The sequence below is a fragment of the Pseudomonas sp. Irchel 3H7 genome, from assembly GCF_900187605.1.
In the GTDB taxonomy this organism is placed as follows: Bacteria; Pseudomonadota; Gammaproteobacteria; order Pseudomonadales; family Pseudomonadaceae; genus Aquipseudomonas.
On record NZ_FYEA01000011.1, the window covers coordinates 110,823 to 131,051 of the forward strand.

Here is a 20,229-nt window from a genome sequence, read left to right on the forward strand (position 1 = left end):
CACCATGGTTAGGTGACGTTAAAGGAAGCACATTTCAAACGGGCTGTGCTTATCACTACAGGGTGTTGGCGTTAGCCTTGACTGCTATTTCAATCTCACCTCAGATGCCACCACACGCCGCCACCCACGTGCTGAGCTACGATCTTTACACCACCCATCAAGGACGACGACAACCATGCAAGACAACCACGCCAACATCACCACTGCTGATGTCCTCACTCTTCTTTTGCACAACCAGCACGCGCTTGCTGCCGCGATTGAAGAACTGTCCTTGTGGGCAAGGTCTACAGGCTCACCTAAAGTGCATGAGAACGCCGTATCCGCACTGGAAACCCTCGATGAGAATGCATCTGCCATCGCCCTCGGCATAACAAGACTCCGTCAGTAGTTGCACGAAGTGCTGGCATCATCAAACGACCGTTAAATGATACGAGCGAATCAAGATGAAACAGGTATCAATAAAATAGGGTTGACCTTGCTTTGCGATACCAATACAGTGATCCCACCTTTAGCGATACCAGTGGGATCAACAACCATGAGCCGCACATTTCTCTACTGCCGAGTCAGCACCTCTAATCAGTTCACCGAGAACCAAATACAAGAAGTGAAGACCGCTGGCTTCGATGTACAGGCGAGCAGGGTGGTGGAGGAAACCATTTCAGGCAGCATCGCCGCCAACGAACGTCCTGGCTTTCAGAAGTTGTTGGAGCGCATGGAATCGGGTGATGTGCTGATCGTTACCAAGCTTGACCGACTCGGGCGCAATGCAATGGATGTACGTCAGACAGTCGAGCATCTGGCTGGTACTGGCATCCGTGTCCACTGTCTTGCACTTGGTGGCGTAGACCTCACCAGTCCGGCTGGAAAGATGACCATGCAGGTGTTGGGTGCAGTTGCTGAGTTTGAACGTGACTTACTGATCGAGCGCACACAGTCAGGATTGAAGCGTGCGAGAGCTGAAGGCAAGAAACTAGGTAGACCAGAAGCCACAGACACTACCGCCGCCGTGCAGCGATTCAAGGCTCAGAATATGTCGCAATCTGAAGTTGCGGGAGAACTCAAAATTGGCATTGCAACAGTTAAGCGTCACTGGAACAGAGCCTAGGTCTTATCTGTGAGCCGGTGTGAGCTTCTATAGAAACCTAGCCCAGCTGGTTCCTTTTGTTGCATTCTGAAGGAATCCAGTAACTGATCCAGAAAACAGAGCACCCTGTAGATTTTCCATCGTGGCTTTTGAGGAATTGCACATGCGTGGGGATTTAATCTTTGAATCTAAATTTCACAACAACTCCGTAGTGATTTTGGATTGCTTGGGGGCCGGTGACCAAAAAAATGGGCGCTGGCTGGAAGAGTCCTTGAATGACATGTCGTCTGTATTAGGAAGACCCGGCTATTGTGTGCTGAAGCGTATCGGTACGCTTGCTCAGTTAGTTGCTGAGCTGAAGGTCATTGAGAGCAGTTGCCGCATGGGCATTACGAAGCCGGTTCTTCACGTAGAGGCTCATGGTGATCCTGTCAGGGGGTTGCTGATATCTGGAACCGGTGAGTACGTGAGCTGGCAGAAACTGTCCGATTTGGTATCGGTCATCAATAGCGCTAGCCAAAATAACGCAGGCTTAGTGCTTGCCTCATGCAATGGCTTCGTGATTACTAATCTAGTCCGTATCAACAAGCCTTCACCTTATCATTTTCTACTCGCACCTGACTCAAAGGTGAGTGCGGGGGAACTTCGTACAGTTTTAACCGCTTTTTACAAAGAAATTATTCAGTCGAGCAATCTGAATTTTGCGATGGCCGAGCTTCCTCATCACTATAAACGCTACCTCTGCACAGAGTGGTTTTGCGTACGTTTCGCGAAATTCATGAAGCAAAATCTCTCTGGCAAAGCGAAATCCGCGTTTACTGAAGAGGCTCTCAATGCAGCATTGAAACGGCATGGAAGCGAGCACATCACCGCCCTAAGACGAGCAGTGAAGACTTACATTCATTCACCTCAGGCTCTATTTGAATCTTCTGCCGAGATTTTTCTTATGGGGGAGTTACCCGTGGGATACGACCAGTTTGAATCGTTCGTGAAGGGCCAGCTGGATTGAAACACGATTGCGCTCGCTTTCATTGTTCCCCTTGATCTCTTCTCAACATCCAACCGGTGGATGATGCTGCCCGAACCTCATCTATTGATTCCCTTAAATTTTGTCAGCGTGCAGGTCTAGGCTAATTAGCAGATTTGCCACAATTTTATGACAATCTTTCTCTGGCACTTCTGTTGTAATGCTAATTAAGCCAGCGCTGTTTCTTTTCACTATCGAGCCTAAATTTTCAAAGTGAGCTGCAACGTCTGCGTAAAACATCTCAAGTTTCTGCTCTTGTTCATCAGCGGATAGTTCATCCCGCATCGGATTGACTGGGGATGGGCCTTGATAGAAAGGTCGGTAGCTGTAAGTTTTCATTTTTCTCCGTTGGTAGTTAGAATTACATCGATTCTATCCAAGGGCTTTAGTTATTGCAATTCTATTCATCTGCTCGAATTGGCTTTTCGTACACACGCTGATTTAATCAATGCCTGCCGAAACAAAAGATCACCAAAAGTTTACTGATCCCTCACCAGCGAAATCGGTGTACATCGGCATCACTCAGGCCGAAACTGCTTCTATGTATCACAAGTATGTATTCTGAGCTCCCTGTAGCGATCACAGAGCAACGACAAATACCAAGGCTGTGCGTCACATTCATGTCCAGCTAAAACAGCCCACACTCAATTCTGCGCAACCTGAGACTTCCCGCCGACTATAAAACGCCATCCCTACGGATTTTGAGGAAGATTGACCACCCACCTTTGTGCAAAAGGTCGTACGGCTGGAAACGTCAGACCAATATCCAAAGACACCCATCGGATTTCAGAACCACGTGCACGCGAAGTATCACCAGATTGCCGATTCTGAATTTCAGGGAATTGTGGTTGCGTGGCCGAAGCCTACTGCAAACAAACCATCAGGCTAAGTCCAATTCGCGCTCCTTTATACGAACAGTGACTATCGCAGCCAGCTGACTATGTCCAAGACCATCTATCGCCGTGAGTACGATGTGCTGCTAACACTCATCGAGAAGCACAGGAAAGACTCAGGACTGACTCAGGTCGCCTGCTCAACGGCTCTCGGGCGCCCACAATCCTTCATGAGCGATGTTGAAACCGGATCGAGGCGACTAGACATCGTGCAGCTTCGAGACCTGTGCAACGTCCTGGGAATTGAGTTCCAAGTATTGATTGCAGAGTTTGAAACGTCTCTGTCAGCAGATGCGGGATCGACAGGGCGATGACTTTATTGAAGAGAGTTTTCGTTACAACCAGCACTTAGTTGCTATCTTTGCTCAACTCCTCTCAAAGTGAGGTGTGTGCACCATATCCTGTAGAAAGTCTCGGTCGTCTCTCAGAGACTAACTGGGATAACCCCAATATCTCGCACCAGATAAATCAGATGTTTATTATTTCCACGGTACTTATTCTTGCAACAGCCTGCTTAAATTTTACAGTACCGGGCATATGCCTCATGATGAATTTTTTTACATCCTCTCGCATTCGACAACCAAAAATAATCGACTCTATAAAGTTATGATTGTATGGTATTTTTATAAAGTTCTTGCCCTTAGGTATGCGCCCCATTTCGTTGTTAGCTTGAAACCTGTATTCAGACTCATACTCCCACTCGTCAAGCTTAGTTCTCAAAGCACTCCAGATTTGATGACCTAGGTCGTCACCGTCGTAAATTTTAAAATGCAGGCGATGCAAGTCTATTGTATTTAGCTTTGGGATGGTTTTTTTATAGCTTACTTTTTCAGCCTTCATGAACTCCGATCTAAATTCAATGCAGAATCCTTTATGAGCGCCAGCATAATGCGACCACATCAAATTACTGACAGGATTACTTGAGACCGACATGAACGCATAACTATCTATCGTTTCATTAAAACTGCTTTCAAAGCCTTTGATTATTTCAAGGCCACGGGCAGTGAATTCGCCTTTGTGTATGCACTCGGAAATTAATTTTTTATCATTCTTTCCAACAAGAGATTTAAGTTCTTTAAATTCTCTAGGTGTTGGTCGAACCAGCTCTATCTTTGAATCAAAAAGGTCGTTAAAGTTTGTTCTACTGGAAAAAATCGCTTGATTGTTTAGTACCGCGTCAATCGCCCAATCTTTTGATAAATCGTCAAAGTTTTCGATACTGCGATATTTGTAGAAATATTTTGGATAGTCCTCGCTCACGTACTGCTCCTATGAATTAAGAAAATTGCCATCCAAGAAACCCAATAAATATTACCGGCTCCAGTTACCGCTGGTTGCCAGCATCAGTTAACCAGCATTTTACAGGACGCTGCGTCTTTTGACATGATGCACCTTTGACGGTGCTTCGCACTGTCATTTAACCCTGCGAGGGAACGTCGATGCTCCATATGTTTTTGCCGTTTGACCAGCACTTTGATTCAGGCTTTGGTGCGGTTGCAGACTCTTTTCGGTATTCAGCCGATGCACTCGCTGATACCCCCGGTGGTATAGGACTAAACTCCCATCTTCCTATCAGCTTCCTGTACAGACACGCTATCGAGCTGTATTTGAAGTCAGGAATTATCCTGCTACATCGGAAGTTTGCAGTTCCCTATGGCGATACTCCATCAGATGGAGAGCCAAGTGTCATGGTTGGGCAAAAGCGAGAGCCCTTGCACAGAGTCCATAGCCTCGCCCCCCTGTACACAGAGTTTTGCGCTCTTCTTGCTGATTTAGCCGAGTCCTTATCGCAAGTTCCGGAAACGAAACCTGAGTACTGGGTGATGACTACGGAGCTAGACGAGTGGATAGAAGCAATTGAAGCCACAGATAAGTCTAGTACGTTCTTTCGCTACCCGGTTACAAAGGACGCAGAGCGTGACAGCCAGAAATCAACTATTAGGCGTGATGATATCGAAAGCATGACCCAGCGAATGCACGATGACGGCCCCGCGGTGAAGGCCATGCTGATACTTAACGATGCTGGTGAAGCTGTCGAGGCATACTCCCACGACGACACACAAAACAAGGAGGTCATCGCTACTCTCCGACAGGCAGCAGAAATGCTCTACAACATGCGCGCGATGATGTCGTATACGTTAGTCGGAGGTCGATAACCAAGGCTTGAGATGCGACTTCCCTGTGAGCTGACAGGTTGTAATTGAACCCCCATCGAGTGGCGCTTTTTCATGCGCGTCCGATATGCAGAGCGCTGTGCAATAACGGCTGGAAAGGCAGCGCTTATCCGACGATGGTGCATTTGGTACACCTGAGTGGTCAAAGCAAGTGGTCAAATGCAAAAATCAACGGATACAAAAAAGCCCCGCAAATCAACGATTTACGAGGCTTTTATTTGTATGGCGGAGAGATAGGGATTCGAACCCTAGGTACCGGTGAAGGTACAACGGATTTCGAATCCGTCCCATTCGGCCACTCTGGCATCTCTCCAACGGCGCGCATCATAACAACACTTTTACCGAAAGCAAACCCTCTTTCGAAAATTTCTTCGTGCTATCAGATGCTTGCGTCGATTAAAGCGGTACGCCCAGACGATTGGCGACTTCTTCGTAGGCTTCGATGACATCACCGAGGCCCTGGCGGAAGCGGTCTTTGTCCATCTTCTTCTTGGTGTCCTTGTCCCACAGACGGCAGCCGTCCGGGCTGAACTCGTCGCCGAGGACGATGGAGCCGTCGCTGAACACGCCGAATTCAAGCTTGAAGTCGACCAGCAGCAGGCCGGCGTCGTCGAACAGCTTGGTCAGGACTTCGTTGACCTTGAGCGACAGTTCTTTCATGCGAACCAGTTGCTCGGCGGTGCCCCAACCGAATGCCACAACGTGGGATTCGTTGATGAACGGGTCGCCCTTGGCGTCGTCCTTCAGGAACAGTTCGAAGGTGTAAGGGTTGAGCTTCAGGCCTTCTTCGACACCCAGACGCTTGACCAGGCTGCCGGCGGCGTAGTTGCGCACGACGCACTCGACCGGGATCATGTCGAGCTTCTTCACCAGGACTTCGTTGTCGGCCAGCAGTTTGTCGAATTGGGTCGGTACGCCGGCCGCTTCGAGTTTCTGCATGATGAAGGCGTTGAACTTGTTGTTGACCATGCCTTTGCGGTCGAGCTGCTCGATGCGCTTGCCGTCGAACGCCGAGGTGTCGTTGCGAAACAGCAGGATCAAGCGGTCAGCGTCGTCGGTCTTGTAAACCGATTTGGCTTTGCCGCGGTAGAGTTCTTCACGTTTTTCCATGATGGGCTCCGCTTGCTAAGTAGGTGGGCTAGGCGATGTGGCGCCAGTCGAGCCCTGAATCTTGATCGGCCAGTTGCAGCCAGTCCGGGTCGCACCCGAGGGTGTCGACAAAACATTGCCGGGCCAGCTGCGGCAGGTTGTTCTTGCTGCTCAGGTGGGCCAGGACCAGATGTTGCAAGCCCTGCCAGCCCAACTCGGACACCAGGAATGCCGCCTGATGGTTGTTCAAATGTCCCAGCTCGCCGCCCACCCGTTGCTTGAGAAAGTACGGGTAATGACCACGGGCCAGCATGTCACGACAATGGTTGGACTCGATCATCAACGCATCGAGGTCCCGATAACCGTCCAGCACCCGCTCGCAGTAGGACCCCAGGTCCGTCAGCAGGCCGAAACGCCGCTGCTCGTGATCACTGAAGACATACTGGGTCGGTTCCTGCGCATCATGGGCCACGGCAATGACCCCGATGTTCAGTGCGCCGATCTGCAGTTGCTCGCCGCCGGCCAGAAAGCCCGCGGGTTCAATCGGTTTGCGCATCCCGCGCAGTGTGCCGCGACTGAGGTAGACCGGTAGATTGTAGCGCCGAGACAGCAAACCCACGCCATGCACGTGGTCGGCATGTTCGTGGGTTACGAGTATCGCGCTCAGTTGCGCCGGGTTTACACCCAGGCGCAACAGGCGTTTTTCGGTTTCCCGCAGGGAAAAACCACAATCCACCAGCACGTACGTATCAGCACTGGCGATCAGCGTGCCGTTCCCTTGGCTACCGCTGCCGAGAACGGCAAAACGCATGGTTGATCAGCCCAGGTTGTCCTGAATCACGCTCAACACTTTGCGTGCCACTTCAGCCGGCGCGACGGTGTTGATATTTTTCTCGACGGTGACCTGAATGTTCTCGCCAACCTTGCTCAGGCGAACCTGATAACGCTCGGCACGGGCTTCAACTTCTTCCTTGCTCGGCGCGCTGCCGAACAGGCTGCTGAAGAAACCAGGCTTGTCGTCTTTCTTCTCGGCTTTTTCGGCCAGGTTGATGTAGTACAGGCCGAGGCTGCGGTTGATGTCTTCAACGCGCCATTCGCCTTGTTCCAGTGCACGGCCAACGCTCGACCAGGCACGGTCCAGATCGTTACCGACGTTCAACACCGGGTTACCGCTGCCGTCTTCGCTGAGGCTGACACGGCTCGGCGTATCGAAATCACGCGAGGCCAGCATCGACACCGAACCGCCCTTCTCGGAGATCCGGCTCATGCTTGCGAGCATGTCATCGACCAGCGCCGCGTCCAGACCCGTGTTGACCGAACGGTTGGTGAAGGCCACATCGGCAGTGCTACCGGCAGGACGCTCGGCGCTGACCACGTAGATTTCACTGGTGTTGCGCTGCACGCCCGGCTCGATACGCACACGTACGCGGGTTTCGCTGTCGCTGGCGATACCGGCTGCGCTCAGGCGCTTGGCCATGGACGCGGACAGTTCGTCGGAATGCTGCCAGGTGGTGGTGAATTCGCCGGTTTGCGGGCGCTGTTCATCCAGACGGAAACCGTTGTCCTGGAAGAACTGCACCGCCACTGGCCAGACTTCGGCCGGTGGGTGCTGGGCTACGACCCAACGCGAATCACCGCTCTTCTGCAGCGAGTAATCGCTGGCATCGGCAACGGCCGACAGCGGCTGAGGACGCGGCACAATGTATTCGCCCTTGGCGGTGTCATCAGCAACGTTGCGCGGGATCGGCAACAGCGGATCCAGACGCTTGGAAGTGCTGACATCCGGTGGCAGTTGCATCGGTGCAGTCTGTTGCGCTTCCAGGTAATCGCTACCACGGTCACGGAAATAACCTTCCGGGCCCCAGACCCATCCGCAGCCACTGGTGCTGGAGATAATCAAGGCAAGTGCGGAAAGTCCGGCCATTCGCTTCATGCGTTGTACTTCCTCAATTAAACCAGGACGCTGCACTGGCGCAGGGCCGAGCGCAGCGTTTCATGACAAGGTGTGCTCAGCCAGGTCAGTGGCAGGCGGATGCCTTCGTGCATCAGGCCCATTTCAACCAAAGCCCACTTCACCGGAATCGGGTTGGCTTCGATGAACAGGTCTTTGTGCAGCGGCATCAGTTTTTCGTTGATCGCCCGTGCGGTGTCAGCGTCGCCTTTCAGCGCGGCCTCGCACAGATCAGCCATTTCGCGCGGAGCGACGTTGGCGGTCACCGAGATGTTGCCTTTGCCGCCCAGCAGGATCAGTTCAACGGCGGTCGGATCATCGCCGGACAGCACGATGAAGTCCTTGCTCACGCCATCAATGATCGCTTTGGCACGTTTCAGGTCGCCGGTGGCCTCCTTGATACCGATGATGTTCGGCACGGTGGACAGGCGGATCACGGTCTCGGCCTGCATGTCGCAAGAGGTGCGGCCAGGAACGTTATAGAGAATCTGTGGAATGTCGACAGACTCGGCGATGTGTTTGAAGTGCTGGTACAGGCCTTCCTGAGTCGGCTTGTTGTAGTACGGAACGACCAGCAGGCAGGCATCGGCGCCGGCTTCTTTGGCGTTGCGGGTCAGCTCGACGGCTTCGCGGGTCGAGTTGGCGCCGGTGCCGGCGATGACCGGGATGCGCCCGGCAACCTGTTTGACCACGGCTTTGATGACGGCGATGTGTTCTTCTACATCAAGGGTTGCCGACTCGCCGGTAGTACCGACCGCGACAATGGCATGGGTGCCGTTCTTGAGATGGAAGTCCACGAGTTTGCTGAGGCTGTCCCAGTCAAGACGCCCTTGTGCATCCATGGGAGTGACCAGTGCCACCATACTGCCCGCAATCATGAAACCGCTCCTGCCGGAAAAAGAGAGCGGTAATGGTACTGGCGCCAAGATGCTTGCACAAGCGAAGTACTGCGCTGCCGCCATTCCCCTTGGCGCCGCTTTTCGCTACCCTTCAGACTTTGATCGGTACTGATCAGCTTGTACGCCGGGTTCCAGCCTCCCTTTTCGGCCTCCCAGACCCCGTTCCTGCGTCGCATCGGCGCGCTCCCGCTATAGTGGAGCGAGCCGCGAGCTTGCCGGGCCTCTTTGTACGGACCGCCAGAACAGGCACTCCACGGCAGCCAACGCCCGTAAACCTACCGACCGCTCATCGCTTTAGGAATGCTGCATGTCCACCCCCACAGTTCGCGAACAATTCCTTGTCATCAGTGCCCTCGGCGCCAACCCCATGGAGCTGACTAACGTCCTGTGCCGCGCCAGCCATGAAAATCGCTGCGCCGTGGTTACTTCGCGCCTGACTCGCCATGGCGAGTGCAGTGCGCTGATCCTTGAGGTCTCCGGCAGCTGGGACGCCCTTGCTCGCCTGGAAGGCAGTCTGTCGGGCCTGTCCAAGAAACATGCTTTCACCGTCAACGTGGTGCGCAGCGCGCCGCTGGAAAATCGTCCGCAGGCGCTGCCGTACGTGGCGTATGTGAGTTCGGCGTATCGCCCGGACATCATCAATGAGCTGTGCCAGTTCTTCATGGATCACAACGTCGAACTGGAAAACCTGACCTGCGACACCTATCAGGCGCCGCAGACCGGCGGCACCATGCTCAACGCCACGTTCACCGTGACCCTGCCGGCCGGCACCCAGATCAGTTGGCTGCGCGACCAGTTCCTCGATTTCTCCGATGCGATGAACCTGGATGCACTGATCGAGCCTTGGCGCCCACAAAACCCAATGTAAGGAAGCTTTCATGGCCGTTGTCATCGACCAACCGGTTGCCGATTTCGAAGCGCCTGCCACTAGCGGGCAGACCGTCAGCCTGTCTGCCCTGAAGGGCAAGCAAGTGGTGATCTACTTTTACCCGAAGGACAGCACGCCGGGCTGCACCACTGAAGGTCAGGGCTTTCGTGATCAGTACGCCGCGTTCCAGGCAGCCAATACCGAGATATTCGGTATCTCCCGCGACAGCCTGAAGTCCCACGAGAACTTCAAGTGCAAGCAGGAGTTTCCGTTTGAGCTGATCAGTGACAAGGACGAGGCTGTCTGCCAATTGTTCGACGTGATCAAGTTGAAAAAGCTGTACGGCAAGGAATACCTGGGCGTTGATCGCAGCACGTTCCTGATTGATAAGGACGGTGTGCTGCGTCAGGAATGGCGCGGTGTGAAAGTGCCGGGGCATGTGGATGCCGTATTGGCTGCTGCTCAGGATCTGAATAAAGCCTGATGGTTTTGCGTTGCCCTCACTGACGCCTTCGCGAGCAAGCTCGCTCCCAGATTGGATCTGTGGCGCTCACAAGTCCAATGTGGGAGCGAGCTTGCTCGCGAAGGGGCCCTGAGCCCACCGAACAATCTGGATCAACCGCTACAGCAGTGGCGCCACCGCCGGCTCTTGGCGCGGCCACGCATCCAGCACCGCCTTGAACAGCGTCGCCAGCGGGATCGCAAAGAACACGCCCCAGAATCCCCACAACCCGCCAAACAACAGCACCGCGCAGATAATTGCCACCGGGTGCAGGTTGACCGCCTCCGAGAACAGCAATGGCACCAGCACGTTGCCATCCAGTGTCTGAATGATGCCGTACACCGCCATCAGATAGATGAACTGATCACTCCAGCCCCACTGGAACAATGCGATCAACAGCACCGGCACGGTCACGACCACAGCGCCGACATACGGCACCACCACCGACACACCGACCAGCAACGCCAGCAGTGCGGCATAGTTGAGCCCAAGGGCGACAAAGGCGATGTAGGTCACACCGCCACAAATCACGATTTCAATGACCTTGCCACGAATGTAGTTGGCGATCTGCCGGTTCATTTCCTGCGCAACCCGAGTGATCAGCGCGCGCTCACGTGGCAGATAACCACGCACCCACTCGCCGATCATCGCCCGGTCCTTCAGGAAGAAGAACACCAGAATCGGCACCAGCACCAGGTAGATCATGATGTTCACCAGCAGCGGCAGACTCGACAGCGAGAATGTCAGCGCCCACTGGCCGAACTTGCCGATCTCGCCGCGCGCGGCCTCGATCGCCTGCAAAACCTGCTCGTCGGACACCAGATGCGGATAGCGCTCGGGCAACAGCAACAGCAGCGATTGCCATTTGGCGAGCATCCCGGGCAGCTCGTTGAACAGCGTGATCAACTGATGCCAGAGCAACGGCAGCACCACGACGATAAACAGCATCAGCACGCCCATGAACAGCGCAAACACCAACCCTACCGCCACACCACCCGGCACACGCAGACGTTCCAGCGTGACCACCAGGCCCTGCATCAGATACGCCAGCACCATCCCCGCCAACACTGGCGCGAGCATGCCGCCAAGCGTGAGCACGGCCGTGAAGGCGAGAAACAGCAGCACCGCCAGCACCACGGCTTCTTCATCGGAGAAGTAGCGCTGAATCCAGTCGCGTAACACTTTGAACATCAATAATCCTTAGATTTAACGCTGTCGGTTTCAGGCCTTTTTCAACCAGTAACGATAGACGCCTGCTTCGTCTTCTTCGCGCAGCAGCGTATGACCGGCCAACTTGGCAAAGGTGCGAAAGTCGCGCTGTGACCCCGCATCAGTCGCGATGACTTTGAGAACAGCGCCACTCTGGAGCTTGTTGAGTTCCATTTTTGCCTTGAGCAACGGCAACGGACAATTCAGGCCACTGGCGTCCAGTTCCACGTCATGGGCTACAGCGTCAGTCATTGCGTCACTCCGGTTCGGGTCGTCGAGCTGCCTAGAATATCTGGTCGCAGCTCCGGTGTCCGGCTACAGTAAGGTCTTTGTCTTCTAAGGCTTTGTGCATGACTTTTCTGCGCCCTACCCTGCTGACGCTCGCTTGCCTGCTCGCCTCACCAGGCTTTGCCGACGATCTGCCGTCACTCGGCGACGCCAGTTCTGCCATTGTCTCGCCGCAACAGGAATACCAGCTCGGCCGCGCCTGGCTGGCGATGTTGCGCAGCCAGGTTTCACAGCTCAACGATCCGCAGCTCAAAGACTACGTCGAATCCAGCGTGTACAAGTTGGTGGAGACCAGCCAGGTCACTGACCGGCGCCTTGAATTCATTCTGATCAACAGCCCGCAGCTCAACGCTTTTGCCGCGCCGGGTGGTGTGGTCGGGGTCAACGGCGGCTTGTTCCTCAACGCACAGACCGAGGGGGAATACGCCTCGGTACTCGCGCACGAATTGGCGCACTTGTCGCAACGCCACTTTGCTCGTGGTGTAGAGGCTTCGCAACGGATGCAGGTGCCGATGATGGCCGCGCTGCTGGCCGGGATCGTCATTGCGGCAGCCGGCGGCGGTGACGCCGGTATCGCGACCATCGCCGGCACTCAGGCGGCGGCGATTCAATCGCAGCGGACCTTCTCCCGTCAGAACGAACAGGAAGCCGACCGTATCGGCATTCTCAATCTGGAAAAGGCCGGGTATGACCCGCGCTCGATGCCGACCATGTTCGAACGCTTGATGCGTCAATATCGTTTCGACGCCAAGCCACCGGAATTCCTGCTGACTCACCCGGTGACCGAATCGCGTATCGCCGACACCCGCAACCGCGCCGAACAGGCCAAACCGGGCGGCATTGAAGACTCCAAGCGCTATCAGTTGATCCGCGCGCGCGTGCAGTTGATCTACGAAGAAACCCCGGGCCTGGGCGCCAAGCGTTTCCGTGCGCAGCTGGATGAGAATCCGAAAAACGATGTGGCGCGCTACGGTCTGGCGATTGCACAGATCAAGGGCGGCCAATTGAATGAGGCGCGTGAGAACCTCAAGCAATTGCTGGCAACATCGCCTAACGAAATCATCTACAACCTTGCTCAGGTCGATCTGGACATTACCAATAATCGTTTGCCGGATGCGCAATCGCGGGTTGACCGCATGCTCACGCAATATCCGGGCAACTATCCCCTGAATCAGGTTCGGGTGGATCTGCTGCTGAAACAGAATCGCGCGCCGGATGCCGAGAAAGCACTGGAAGCATTACTCAAGTCACGTCCGGATGATCCGGACGTCTGGTATCAGGTCGCAGAGACTCGTGGCTTGTCGGGCAATATCATCGGCCTGCACCAGGCGCGCGCAGAATACTTCGCACTGGTCGGCGACTACCGCCAAGCCATCCAGCAACTGGACTTCGCCAAGCGCAAGGCTGGCAGCAACTTCCCGCTGTCCTCGCGGATTGACGCCCGTCAGCGTGAGCTGATGGAGCAGGAGCGGATGATCAAGGACATGATGGGCTGATCGTTACCCACCAAGACAAAAGCTTCAGGCATAAAAAAACCGCCTCTTTCGAGGCGGTTTCTTTTTTACCTTACCGCTGGGTTATTCAGCCAGCTTGAAGGTGATGAAGCTGGCACGGCCTTGACGCAGCACGCGCATCGACACCGAGCGGTTCTTCGGCAGCGCTTTGGCGATCTCACCGAACTCCTTGCTGGAGCCGATGGCCTGGTTGTTCAGGTGAGTAATCACGTCGCCTGGTTGCAGACCGATCAACGCTGCAGGACCGTCCTGCACTTCCTTGATCACCACACCACCTTTAAGGTCGTAGGTTTTCTTCTGCTCGGCAGTCAGTTCGCCCACGGCAACACCGAGACGGTTGCTGGTGGTTTCAGCGCCAGACTTTGGCAGTGCATCCAGTTCTTTGTCTTCGTCCGGGATCGCGCCAACCGTCAGTTCGACGTTCTTGCGCTTGCCTTCACGAATCACTTCCAGATTGGCTTTGGCGCCAGCCTTCAGCGCGCCGACCAGATGTGGCAGGTCAGCAGACATGACGATCGGCTGGCCGTTCATGCTCAGGATCACGTCACCGACTTGCAGACCGCCCTTGGCTGCCGGGCCGTCATCCTGAATCTGGGCGACCAGCGCGCCGGCCGGTTTATCCAGACCGAACGACTCGGCGAGATCCTTGTTCACTTCCTGGATGACCACGCCCAGCCAGCCACGGCTGACCTTGCCACCGCTCTTCAGTTGGTTGGACACATCCATTGCCACGTCGATAGGAATCGCGAACGATACGCCCATGAAGCCGCCCGAACGGGTGTAGATCTGCGAGTTGATGCCGACCACTTCACCGCTCAGGTTGAACAGCGGACCACCGGAGTTGCCCGGGTTGATCGGCACGTCAGTCTGAATGAACGGCACATAGTTTTCGTTCGGCAGACTACGACCGACGGCACTGACGATGCCTTGGGTCACGGTGTGGTCGAAGCCGAACGGCGAACCGATAGCGACGACCCACTGGCCGGCTTTCAGGTCCTGGGATTTGCCAAGCTTCAATACCGGCAGATCCTTACCTTCGATTTTCAGCAGCGCCACGTCGGAACGTGGGTCGGTGCCGATCAGCTTGGCTTTCATTTCGCTGCGGTCGGCGAGGCGGACGAGAATTTCGTCGGCATCGGCAATCACGTGGTTGTTGGTCAGGATGTAGCCATCCGGAGAGATAATGAAGCCCGAACCCAGCGACTGCGCTTCACGCTGACGACCACCACCGCCCGGCGAACGCTGTTGAGGCGGCATGCCACGTTCGAAGAACTCGCGCAGCATCGGCGGCAGGCCTTCCAGATCAGGCATCTGCTGGTTCACTTTGCGATCCGGCAGTTTCTGCGTGGTACTGATGTTCACCACGGCTGGCGACGCTTGTTCGACCAATTGGGTGAAGTCAGGCAGATCGGCTGCTTGCGCAGCAGGTACAGCCTGACCGAGCAACAGCACGGTGGCGAAAATGGAGAGATAAGATTTCAAACTTGGTATCGACATACAGCTCCCGTTACGACGAGCAGGGTTAAGCGATATGGAGCAAGGAACACCGGAAACCACCGACCGGCATTTTTGTTCCGGCAACAACAAACAAGGCCAGAGCCGTGAGGCTCTGACCTATAAAAAATTTTCAGGGTATTTGCAAATGAAAATGCTCAGCAAACATTTCATCTACGTCTCGACAAAGAAGTGGTAACGACTGAAATCAGCTCACTGCTTGCTGGTTGCAGTGCCATCGGTATTACGCATCGACAGAGCAATTCGTTCGGCAGTACCAATCGGGATCTCGCCGACCACGGTGACCATCATTTCGCCCTCAGGCGTGGTCAGGCGGCGGGAAACGGCAACGGTCGGGCCCAGCTGTGTCCGCGTGTCAGTGACGGTTTCGCCGTTCAATGGCTCAAGGAAAACCGAAAAACGCGCCAGACCGTCGTCATACAGCAAGCTGTTGACCTGAGTCTTGGTTTCCGGATCTTTGTGCGAAGTACTGCTGGTCAGTTCGAACCCCGGCGGCAACCATTCAGAGTGCCATACCTGAGCGGCCTTGACCGCCGAAGCCTTGTCGCTGTCCAAAGTAACTGCCTTGCAGTCAGCGTCAGCCTGCAAATCTTTGTCAGACGGGACTTCATCAGTATCAAGACTGGTGAACTGGAAGCGCTCGAGCAACTGTCCCTTGTCGTTTAGCAGTAACGACTTCAGCGGCAAGCCCGTTTTCTTGTCCAGATGCAACTCAAAACCGTAACGATGCTGATCGCGAGGCGTCAGCGAAACAATCACTGCGTCCCGCCCAGCCACACGCGACTTGCCAATGACGGCGAGGTCATACCAGTTTTTCAGCTTTTGCGGATCGAGAGGACGAGCGGCCGAGTTGGGAGAATCCCCCAGACCGGCAATCAGGGTGCCGCTGACGCATTGAGTGTGTCCATCAATGCGCACGACTTCCTGCGCCGAACCATCGAGCTGAAGTAAACGCTCGCGGACCTGGCCATTCTGGACGCGATGCCAGATGTTATGGGTAGAAAAGCTACCGTTACGCTCGTAAACGAATGTGCCGTGAAAGCTTTGCTGCTGCTCGGCCTGGCCCAGACGGGTCAACCAGTCCTGGGCCTCATCAGCGTGGGCTGGAACAATGAACCAGCCACTGAGCAGAAGCGAAAGTAGAGGTATGGCGCGCATGATCCTCCTTAACGGTTTTCCAGGCTTGCAGCACGTGCGTATGGCAACGCGCTTTCAGTACCTTTCAGTGCAGCCTGCTGAGCGTGCTGACGCAGGTAGCCTGGCAGACGCTGATCGTGCCAGCCTGGCTGACCTTGCAGTACGCCGTTGGCCATCGGGCCAGTGGCTTCCGAACTCTCACTATAGCCTGCCAGAACAGCCGGGCCTTTGACCTGTGGGGTCGCCAGAGTTGGCTGATTGGATTGCTGAGCCAGTTCGACACCAGCGATTTCGTCCTGGTTGTACAGGCGAACACCGGCCAGAACGGCAACAGTCACCGAGGCTGCAACAGCCAGACGGCCAAGGTTACGCCATGGGCTGCGCGATACTTTGGCCGGAGCCGTTTCGTCTTCCAGTGCAGCAGACACTGCCGCAGCGATGTCCAGACGTGGCAGCAGCAGATCCTTGTGCATGGCTGCCCGAGCGATCTGGTAACGAGCCCAGGTCTCACGGGTTTCTACGTCGTCCAGTGCATTGAGCACCCGACGCAATTCCAGTTCGTCCGCTTCGTTATCCATCACTGCGGACAGCGATTCCTGCAGGGCTTCACGACTCATGGCGTTCCTCTCTTGGCTGTCGCCGCTGTCTCAGTTTTCCTGCAACAACGGCTGCAGGGCTTTATCGATGGCCTCCCGGGCGCGGAAAATCCGGGAGCGCACGGTACCCACCGGACATTGCATGACGCTCGCAATGTCCTCGTAACTCAGACCATCGAATTCACGTAAAGTTAAAGCTGTACGCAAATCCTCTGGCAGTTGCTGGATGGTTCGATGGACGGTGCCTTCGATCTCATCCCGCAGCAGTGCACGTTCTGGTGATTCGAGATCCTTGAGGCCGTGATCGCCATCGTAGAACTCTGCATCCTCGGAACTTACATCGCTGTCCGGCGGCCGACGGCCGCGTGAAACCAGGTAATTCTTCGCCGTGTTAATGGCAATACGGTACAGCCACGTATAAAACGCACTGTCGCCGCGAAAGTTTCCAAGTGCTCGATATGCCTTGATAAAGGCTTCCTGAGCCACGTCCTGGGCTTCATGGGTGTCGTGCACGAAACGCACGATCAACCCGAGAATCTTGTGCTGATATTTCAGCACCAACAGATCGAAAGCTCGCTTGTCGCCGCGTTGAACGCGCTCGACCAGCTGCTGATCCTCTTCCTGGGTTAGCATGAACACTCCTCGATAAGCCCGAAGGAGACTTGCATAACTAAACGACCAGACTTGCAAACATAGACTCGGGCTTTTCGCAAAAGTTCTCCCCCTCCAGGCAAGTTTCCTGCGGGCTCTGATTTGGCACGCACGAAAAACGCAGCTCGGGATAAACCGGCTGCGCGAATAATCTTGTCATCGGTTTCGCCGGCAGGAATCCAACCGCGGATTCCGCACTGAAGCCGACACTGTCCCTTATCTCTGGCACCGACTATTGATCTTGGGCCTTTGGCAAAAGTTCCAATTATTTATAGCCGTCGCCACCCGACATTGGGCGACTCTGTGCAGAAAACGTCTGTTTCAGCGCCGATACAGTCGCCTTTCCCCCAAACAGGGAAAAAAAACTTCCGACGAAGCACACCTTTTTCCCGTCACAGTAGTTTCACAATGCCATATCGGCCCGGCTATTGTGCCGTCCCCCCCCTCTATATACTAGTGGGCTGTGTGGCTGTCTTGACTCGCCGATCCAGCGGTCTTGCACCACCCCCGACCCGGGTCGCTTTGAGCGGAATCCTGTAATGAGCCAACAATTCCAACACGATGTTCTGGTCATAGGCAGCGGTGCTGCCGGTTTGAGTCTCGCGCTGACCCTGCCAGGTCATTTGCGCATTGCCGTATTGAGCAAAGGCGATCTCGCCAACGGTTCAACTTTCTGGGCCCAGGGTGGCGTCGCCGCCGTGCTCGATGACACTGATACTGTCGAATCCCATGTAGACGACACCCTGAACGCCGGCGGCGGGCTGTGCCATGAAGACGCCGTGCGCTTCACTGTGGAGCACAGCCGCGAAGCCATCCAGTGGCTGATCGATCAAGGCGTCCCCTTCACCCGCGACGATCAGTCAGGTACTGAAGACGGCGGGTTCGAGTTCCATTTGACCCGAGAGGGCGGCCACAGCCATCGGCGCATCATCCACGCCGCTGATGCTACCGGCGCGGCCATTTTCAAAACCTTGCTGGCCCAGGCCAAAGAGCGTTCGAACATCGAGCTCCTGGAGCAGCGGGTTGCTGTCGATCTGATCACCGAACGACGTTTGGGCATGGACGGCGAGCGCTGCCTCGGCGCCTACGTACTCAATCGAAAAACCGGCGAAGTCGACACCTACGGTGCACGCTTCGTGATTCTGGCCTCCGGCGGTGCCGCCAAGGTCTACCTCTATACCAGCAACCCCGACGGCGCTTGCGGTGATGGCATCGCCATGGCCTGGCGTTCGGGTTGCCGGGTGGCGAACCTGGAATTCAACCAGTTCCACCCGACCTGCCTGTATCACCCGCAGGCCAAGAGTTTTCTGATCACCGAAGCCCTGCGTGGCGAAGGCGCGCATTTGAAGCTGCCCAATGGCGAACGCTTCATGTATCGCTTCGACAAACGCGCCGAACTGGCACCGCGCGACATCGTCGCCCGGGCCATCGACCACGAAATGAAGCGCTTGGGTGTCGACTGCGTCTATCTCGATATCAGCCACAAGCCCGAAGACTTCATCAAGACGCACTTCCCCACTGTTTATGAGCGCTGCCTCGGATTTGGCATCGACATCACCAAACAACCAATTCCCGTCGTACCGGCGGCGCACTACACCTGCGGTGGCGTGATGGTCGATCAACATGGCCGCACCGACGTGCCGGGCCTGTACGCGATCGGCGAAACGAGTTTCACCGGCCTGCACGGCGCCAACCGAATGGCCAGTAATTCGCTGCTGGAATGTTTCGTCTACGCCCGTTCGGCAGCAGCCGACATTCTCGCGCAACTGGACGATATCACCGCGCCAAACGCCCTGCCCGTCTGGGACGCCAGCCAGGTCACCGACTCGGACGAGGATGTGATCATCGCGCACAACTGGGATGAGCTGCGGCGGTTCATGTGGGACTACGTCGGTATCGTGCGCACCAACAAGCGCCTGCAACGGGCGCAACACCGTGTGCGCCTGCTGCTGGACGAGATCGACGAGTTCTATAGCAACTATAAGGTCAGCCGCGATCTGATCGAGTTGCGCAATCTGGCGCAAGTCGCCGAACTGATGATCTGCTCAGCCATGGAACGCAAGGAGAGTCGCGGCCTGCATTACACCCTCGACTATCCTGATCTGCTGCCCGAGGCACTCGACACTATTCTGGTGCCGCCCACCTACGCCGGCTGAACTTGAGCCGTACTCGCAGGCGTCGGTGCAGATCCGCCGCCTGCGAGTCCCGGGGCACACAGATCGATCTGACCCGCCACTCGCCGCGCAGGCGAAAACGCAGAACCACGATCAATGGCAGCGCGAGGCTGTCCTGGCGCAACTGCACCGACTGCCAACCATCAGCCTGATTCCACAACTGCCAGCCATCGACGTCCCGGCGCAATCCGCGAAAAGCCCGACGGTGATTCAGCAGAATCTGCCGAGGCAACACCCAGACGCCATGAAGCAGGCAGGCGAAAGCCCCGAGCAGACTGGCCCAGAGTGGAATCGATAGCAGAAACAATGCACCCAGTGCGAACGCCTGGGCCAGCAGATACGCCGCCAGCAACTGCCGTGAGGCATGCCAGCGGCATTCGAACGTGTTACTTGGGCTGGACACGGTCCAGGATCATGCGAACCATGCGCTGCAGTTCCGGATCTTCAGACTCGCTGCGCTCCATGAACCAACCGAACATGTCCTGATCCTCGCACGTCAGCAGACGGACATACAGGTCGCGATCCACCTGGTTCAACGTCGCGTAAACCTCCTGCACGAACGGCACCAGCAACACGTCAAGCTCAAGCATGCCGCGACGGCTGTGCCAAAAGAGGCGATTCAGTTCAACTTGTTCGACCATGGAGCCCTCCTCAAATT

Annotated in this window: 23 protein-coding genes and 1 tRNA gene; 9 read left to right on the forward strand and 15 right to left on the reverse strand. The window is 55.6% G+C overall.

Annotated features, from left to right (window positions below):
- The first annotated feature begins 175 nt into the window (after positions 1-175).
- From CKW38_RS21160 to CKW38_RS21170, 3 genes are all read left to right on the forward strand, one after another.
- A complete protein-coding gene (locus CKW38_RS21160) occupies positions 176-388 on the forward strand; it encodes a hypothetical protein (protein WP_095113780.1) in 213 nt (70 codons plus the stop codon).
- A 147-nt stretch (positions 389-535) separates the two neighbouring features.
- Positions 536-1,105: a recombinase family protein gene (locus CKW38_RS21165; protein ID WP_095113781.1), complete on the forward strand. Its 570-nt coding sequence runs from the start codon at positions 536-538 to the stop codon at positions 1,103-1,105.
- Between the two features lie 142 nt (positions 1,106-1,247).
- A complete protein-coding gene (locus CKW38_RS21170; protein WP_095113782.1) occupies positions 1,248-2,093 on the forward strand; it encodes a hypothetical protein in 846 nt (281 codons plus the stop codon).
- Positions 2,094-2,186: 93 nt separating this feature from the next.
- On the opposite strand, the gene CKW38_RS21175 is transcribed toward CKW38_RS21170, so the two are convergent.
- A complete protein-coding gene (locus tag CKW38_RS21175) occupies positions 2,187-2,450 on the reverse strand; it encodes a hypothetical protein (protein ID WP_095113783.1) in 264 nt (87 codons plus the stop codon).
- Between the two features lie 601 nt (positions 2,451-3,051).
- Between CKW38_RS21175 and CKW38_RS30445 the strand changes: the two genes are divergently transcribed.
- Positions 3,052-3,318, forward strand: a complete 267-nt coding sequence (locus tag CKW38_RS30445; RefSeq protein ID WP_095113784.1) for a helix-turn-helix domain-containing protein — start codon at positions 3,052-3,054, stop codon at positions 3,316-3,318.
- 154 nt (positions 3,319-3,472) lie between these two features.
- On the opposite strand, the gene CKW38_RS21185 is transcribed toward CKW38_RS30445, so the two are convergent.
- Entirely contained in the window at positions 3,473-4,264 is a 792-nt protein-coding gene (locus CKW38_RS21185; protein WP_095113785.1) for a DUF2971 domain-containing protein, read from the reverse strand.
- Positions 4,265-4,443: 179 nt separating this feature from the next.
- Here CKW38_RS21185 and CKW38_RS21190 point away from each other — a divergent pair, with 179 nt between their 5' ends.
- Positions 4,444-5,160 (forward strand): hypothetical protein, encoded by a 717-nt coding sequence (locus CKW38_RS21190; RefSeq protein ID WP_095113786.1) that lies wholly within the window; start codon positions 4,444-4,446, stop codon positions 5,158-5,160.
- Positions 5,161-5,401: 241 nt separating this feature from the next.
- Here CKW38_RS21190 and CKW38_RS21195 read toward each other — a convergent pair.
- The 5 genes from CKW38_RS21195 to dapA form a co-directional block, all read right to left on the reverse strand.
- Positions 5,402-5,491 (reverse strand) — tRNA-Ser (locus CKW38_RS21195).
- A gap of 83 nt (positions 5,492-5,574) precedes the next feature.
- Positions 5,575-6,288, reverse strand: a complete 714-nt coding sequence (gene purC, locus CKW38_RS21200) for a phosphoribosylaminoimidazolesuccinocarboxamide synthase (protein WP_007911389.1) — start codon at positions 6,286-6,288, stop codon at positions 5,575-5,577.
- Between the two features lie 28 nt (positions 6,289-6,316).
- Entirely contained in the window at positions 6,317-7,078 is a 762-nt protein-coding gene (locus CKW38_RS21205; protein ID WP_007911390.1) for an MBL fold metallo-hydrolase, read from the reverse strand.
- Between the two features lie 6 nt (positions 7,079-7,084).
- A complete protein-coding gene (bamC, locus tag CKW38_RS21210; RefSeq protein ID WP_095113787.1) occupies positions 7,085-8,200 on the reverse strand; it encodes an outer membrane protein assembly factor BamC in 1,116 nt (371 codons plus the stop codon).
- 17 nt (positions 8,201-8,217) lie between these two features.
- Positions 8,218-9,096 carry a 4-hydroxy-tetrahydrodipicolinate synthase gene (gene dapA, locus CKW38_RS21215; RefSeq protein WP_007911392.1) on the reverse strand — a complete coding sequence of 293 codons (879 nt, stop codon included), beginning with the start codon at positions 9,094-9,096 and terminating at the stop codon, positions 8,218-8,220.
- A gap of 328 nt (positions 9,097-9,424) precedes the next feature.
- Here dapA and CKW38_RS21225 point away from each other — a divergent pair, with 328 nt between their 5' ends.
- Both CKW38_RS21225 and CKW38_RS21230 read left to right on the forward strand, forming a co-directional pair.
- Positions 9,425-9,985, forward strand: a complete 561-nt coding sequence (locus CKW38_RS21225) for a glycine cleavage system protein R (protein WP_007911394.1) — start codon at positions 9,425-9,427, stop codon at positions 9,983-9,985.
- A 10-nt stretch (positions 9,986-9,995) separates the two neighbouring features.
- A complete protein-coding gene (locus CKW38_RS21230) occupies positions 9,996-10,469 on the forward strand; it encodes a peroxiredoxin (protein ID WP_007911395.1) in 474 nt (157 codons plus the stop codon).
- 138 nt (positions 10,470-10,607) lie between these two features.
- Here CKW38_RS21230 and CKW38_RS21235 read toward each other — a convergent pair whose 3' ends face one another.
- Positions 10,608-11,678, reverse strand: a complete 1,071-nt coding sequence (locus CKW38_RS21235) for an AI-2E family transporter (RefSeq protein ID WP_034153151.1) — start codon at positions 11,676-11,678, stop codon at positions 10,608-10,610.
- Between the two features lie 30 nt (positions 11,679-11,708).
- Positions 11,709-11,948 (reverse strand): sulfurtransferase TusA family protein, encoded by a 240-nt coding sequence (locus CKW38_RS21240; protein WP_007911399.1) that lies wholly within the window; start codon positions 11,946-11,948, stop codon positions 11,709-11,711.
- A 98-nt stretch (positions 11,949-12,046) separates the two neighbouring features.
- On the opposite strand from CKW38_RS21240, the gene CKW38_RS21245 reads away from it, so the two are divergent.
- Positions 12,047-13,480, forward strand: a complete 1,434-nt coding sequence (locus tag CKW38_RS21245; protein ID WP_016984698.1) for a M48 family metalloprotease — start codon at positions 12,047-12,049, stop codon at positions 13,478-13,480.
- Between the two features lie 81 nt (positions 13,481-13,561).
- Here CKW38_RS21245 and CKW38_RS21250 read toward each other — a convergent pair whose 3' ends face one another.
- The 4 genes from CKW38_RS21250 to rpoE all read right to left on the reverse strand — a co-directional run bounded on the left by CKW38_RS21250 (position 13,562) and on the right by rpoE (position 17,379).
- Positions 13,562-14,995 (reverse strand): DegQ family serine endoprotease, encoded by a 1,434-nt coding sequence (locus CKW38_RS21250; RefSeq protein ID WP_007911403.1) that lies wholly within the window; start codon positions 14,993-14,995, stop codon positions 13,562-13,564.
- Positions 14,996-15,205: 210 nt separating this feature from the next.
- Positions 15,206-16,171: a MucB/RseB C-terminal domain-containing protein gene (locus tag CKW38_RS21255; protein WP_007911407.1), complete on the reverse strand. Its 966-nt coding sequence runs from the start codon at positions 16,169-16,171 to the stop codon at positions 15,206-15,208.
- Between the two features lie 8 nt (positions 16,172-16,179).
- The gene (locus tag CKW38_RS21260) at positions 16,180-16,767 is read right to left on the reverse strand and encodes a sigma-E factor negative regulatory protein (protein WP_007911408.1); all 588 of its coding nucleotides are present in this window, start codon (positions 16,765-16,767) and stop codon (positions 16,180-16,182) included.
- Between the two features lie 30 nt (positions 16,768-16,797).
- Entirely contained in the window at positions 16,798-17,379 is a 582-nt protein-coding gene (rpoE, locus tag CKW38_RS21265) for an RNA polymerase sigma factor RpoE (protein WP_003172477.1), read from the reverse strand.
- A gap of 557 nt (positions 17,380-17,936) precedes the next feature.
- Between rpoE and nadB the strand changes: the two genes are divergently transcribed.
- Positions 17,937-19,553 carry an L-aspartate oxidase gene (gene nadB / locus CKW38_RS21270; RefSeq protein ID WP_095113788.1) on the forward strand — a complete coding sequence of 539 codons (1,617 nt, stop codon included), beginning with the start codon at positions 17,937-17,939 and terminating at the stop codon, positions 19,551-19,553.
- Here the strand turns inward: nadB and CKW38_RS21275 are convergent.
- On the reverse strand, positions 19,522-19,974 hold the full coding sequence (locus CKW38_RS21275) for a protein YgfX (protein ID WP_095113789.1): 453 nt from the start codon (positions 19,972-19,974) through the stop codon (positions 19,522-19,524). The genes nadB and CKW38_RS21275 overlap by 32 nt on opposite strands.
- Complete coding sequence (locus CKW38_RS21280; RefSeq protein WP_007911418.1) at positions 19,958-20,212, reverse strand: succinate dehydrogenase assembly factor 2; 255 nt, start codon at positions 20,210-20,212, stop codon at positions 19,958-19,960. Before CKW38_RS21280 ends, CKW38_RS21275 begins: the two co-directional genes overlap by 17 nt.
- Positions 20,213-20,229 lie beyond the last annotated feature (17 nt).

Bases quoted from the DNA above. Each gene is read 5' to 3' on its own strand.
- bamC (WP_095113787.1), bottom strand. From the start codon at position 8,200: ATGAAGCGAATGGCCGGACTTTCCGCACTTGCCTTGATTATCTCCAGC.
- CKW38_RS21190 (WP_095113786.1), top strand. From the start codon at position 4,444: ATGCTCCATATGTTTTTGCCGTTTGACCAGCACTTTGATTCAGGCTTT.
- dapA (WP_007911392.1), bottom strand. From the start codon at position 9,096: ATGATTGCGGGCAGTATGGTGGCACTGGTCACTCCCATGGATGCACAA.
- CKW38_RS21245 (WP_016984698.1), top strand. From the start codon at position 12,047: ATGACTTTTCTGCGCCCTACCCTGCTGACGCTCGCTTGCCTGCTCGCC.
- CKW38_RS21205 (WP_007911390.1), bottom strand. From the start codon at position 7,078: ATGCGTTTTGCCGTTCTCGGCAGCGGTAGCCAAGGGAACGGCACGCTG.
- CKW38_RS21225 (WP_007911394.1), top strand. From the start codon at position 9,425: ATGTCCACCCCCACAGTTCGCGAACAATTCCTTGTCATCAGTGCCCTC.
- purC (WP_007911389.1), bottom strand. From the start codon at position 6,288: ATGGAAAAACGTGAAGAACTCTACCGCGGCAAAGCCAAATCGGTTTAC.
- CKW38_RS21255 (WP_007911407.1), bottom strand. From the start codon at position 16,171: ATGCGCGCCATACCTCTACTTTCGCTTCTGCTCAGTGGCTGGTTCATT.
- CKW38_RS21165 (WP_095113781.1), top strand. From the start codon at position 536: ATGAGCCGCACATTTCTCTACTGCCGAGTCAGCACCTCTAATCAGTTC.
- CKW38_RS21170 (WP_095113782.1), top strand. From the start codon at position 1,248: ATGCGTGGGGATTTAATCTTTGAATCTAAATTTCACAACAACTCCGTA.
- CKW38_RS21280 (WP_007911418.1), bottom strand. From the start codon at position 20,212: ATGGTCGAACAAGTTGAACTGAATCGCCTCTTTTGGCACAGCCGTCGC.
- CKW38_RS21160 (WP_095113780.1), top strand. From the start codon at position 176: ATGCAAGACAACCACGCCAACATCACCACTGCTGATGTCCTCACTCTT.
- nadB (WP_095113788.1), top strand. From the start codon at position 17,937: ATGAGCCAACAATTCCAACACGATGTTCTGGTCATAGGCAGCGGTGCT.
- CKW38_RS21250 (WP_007911403.1), bottom strand. From the start codon at position 14,995: ATGTCGATACCAAGTTTGAAATCTTATCTCTCCATTTTCGCCACCGTG.
- CKW38_RS21260 (WP_007911408.1), bottom strand. From the start codon at position 16,767: ATGAGTCGTGAAGCCCTGCAGGAATCGCTGTCCGCAGTGATGGATAAC.
- CKW38_RS21230 (WP_007911395.1), top strand. From the start codon at position 9,996: ATGGCCGTTGTCATCGACCAACCGGTTGCCGATTTCGAAGCGCCTGCC.
- CKW38_RS21235 (WP_034153151.1), bottom strand. From the start codon at position 11,678: ATGTTCAAAGTGTTACGCGACTGGATTCAGCGCTACTTCTCCGATGAA.
- CKW38_RS21240 (WP_007911399.1), bottom strand. From the start codon at position 11,948: ATGACTGACGCTGTAGCCCATGACGTGGAACTGGACGCCAGTGGCCTG.
- CKW38_RS21175 (WP_095113783.1), bottom strand. From the start codon at position 2,450: ATGAAAACTTACAGCTACCGACCTTTCTATCAAGGCCCATCCCCAGTC.
- rpoE (WP_003172477.1), bottom strand. From the start codon at position 17,379: ATGCTAACCCAGGAAGAGGATCAGCAGCTGGTCGAGCGCGTTCAACGC.
- CKW38_RS30445 (WP_095113784.1), top strand. From the start codon at position 3,052: ATGTCCAAGACCATCTATCGCCGTGAGTACGATGTGCTGCTAACACTC.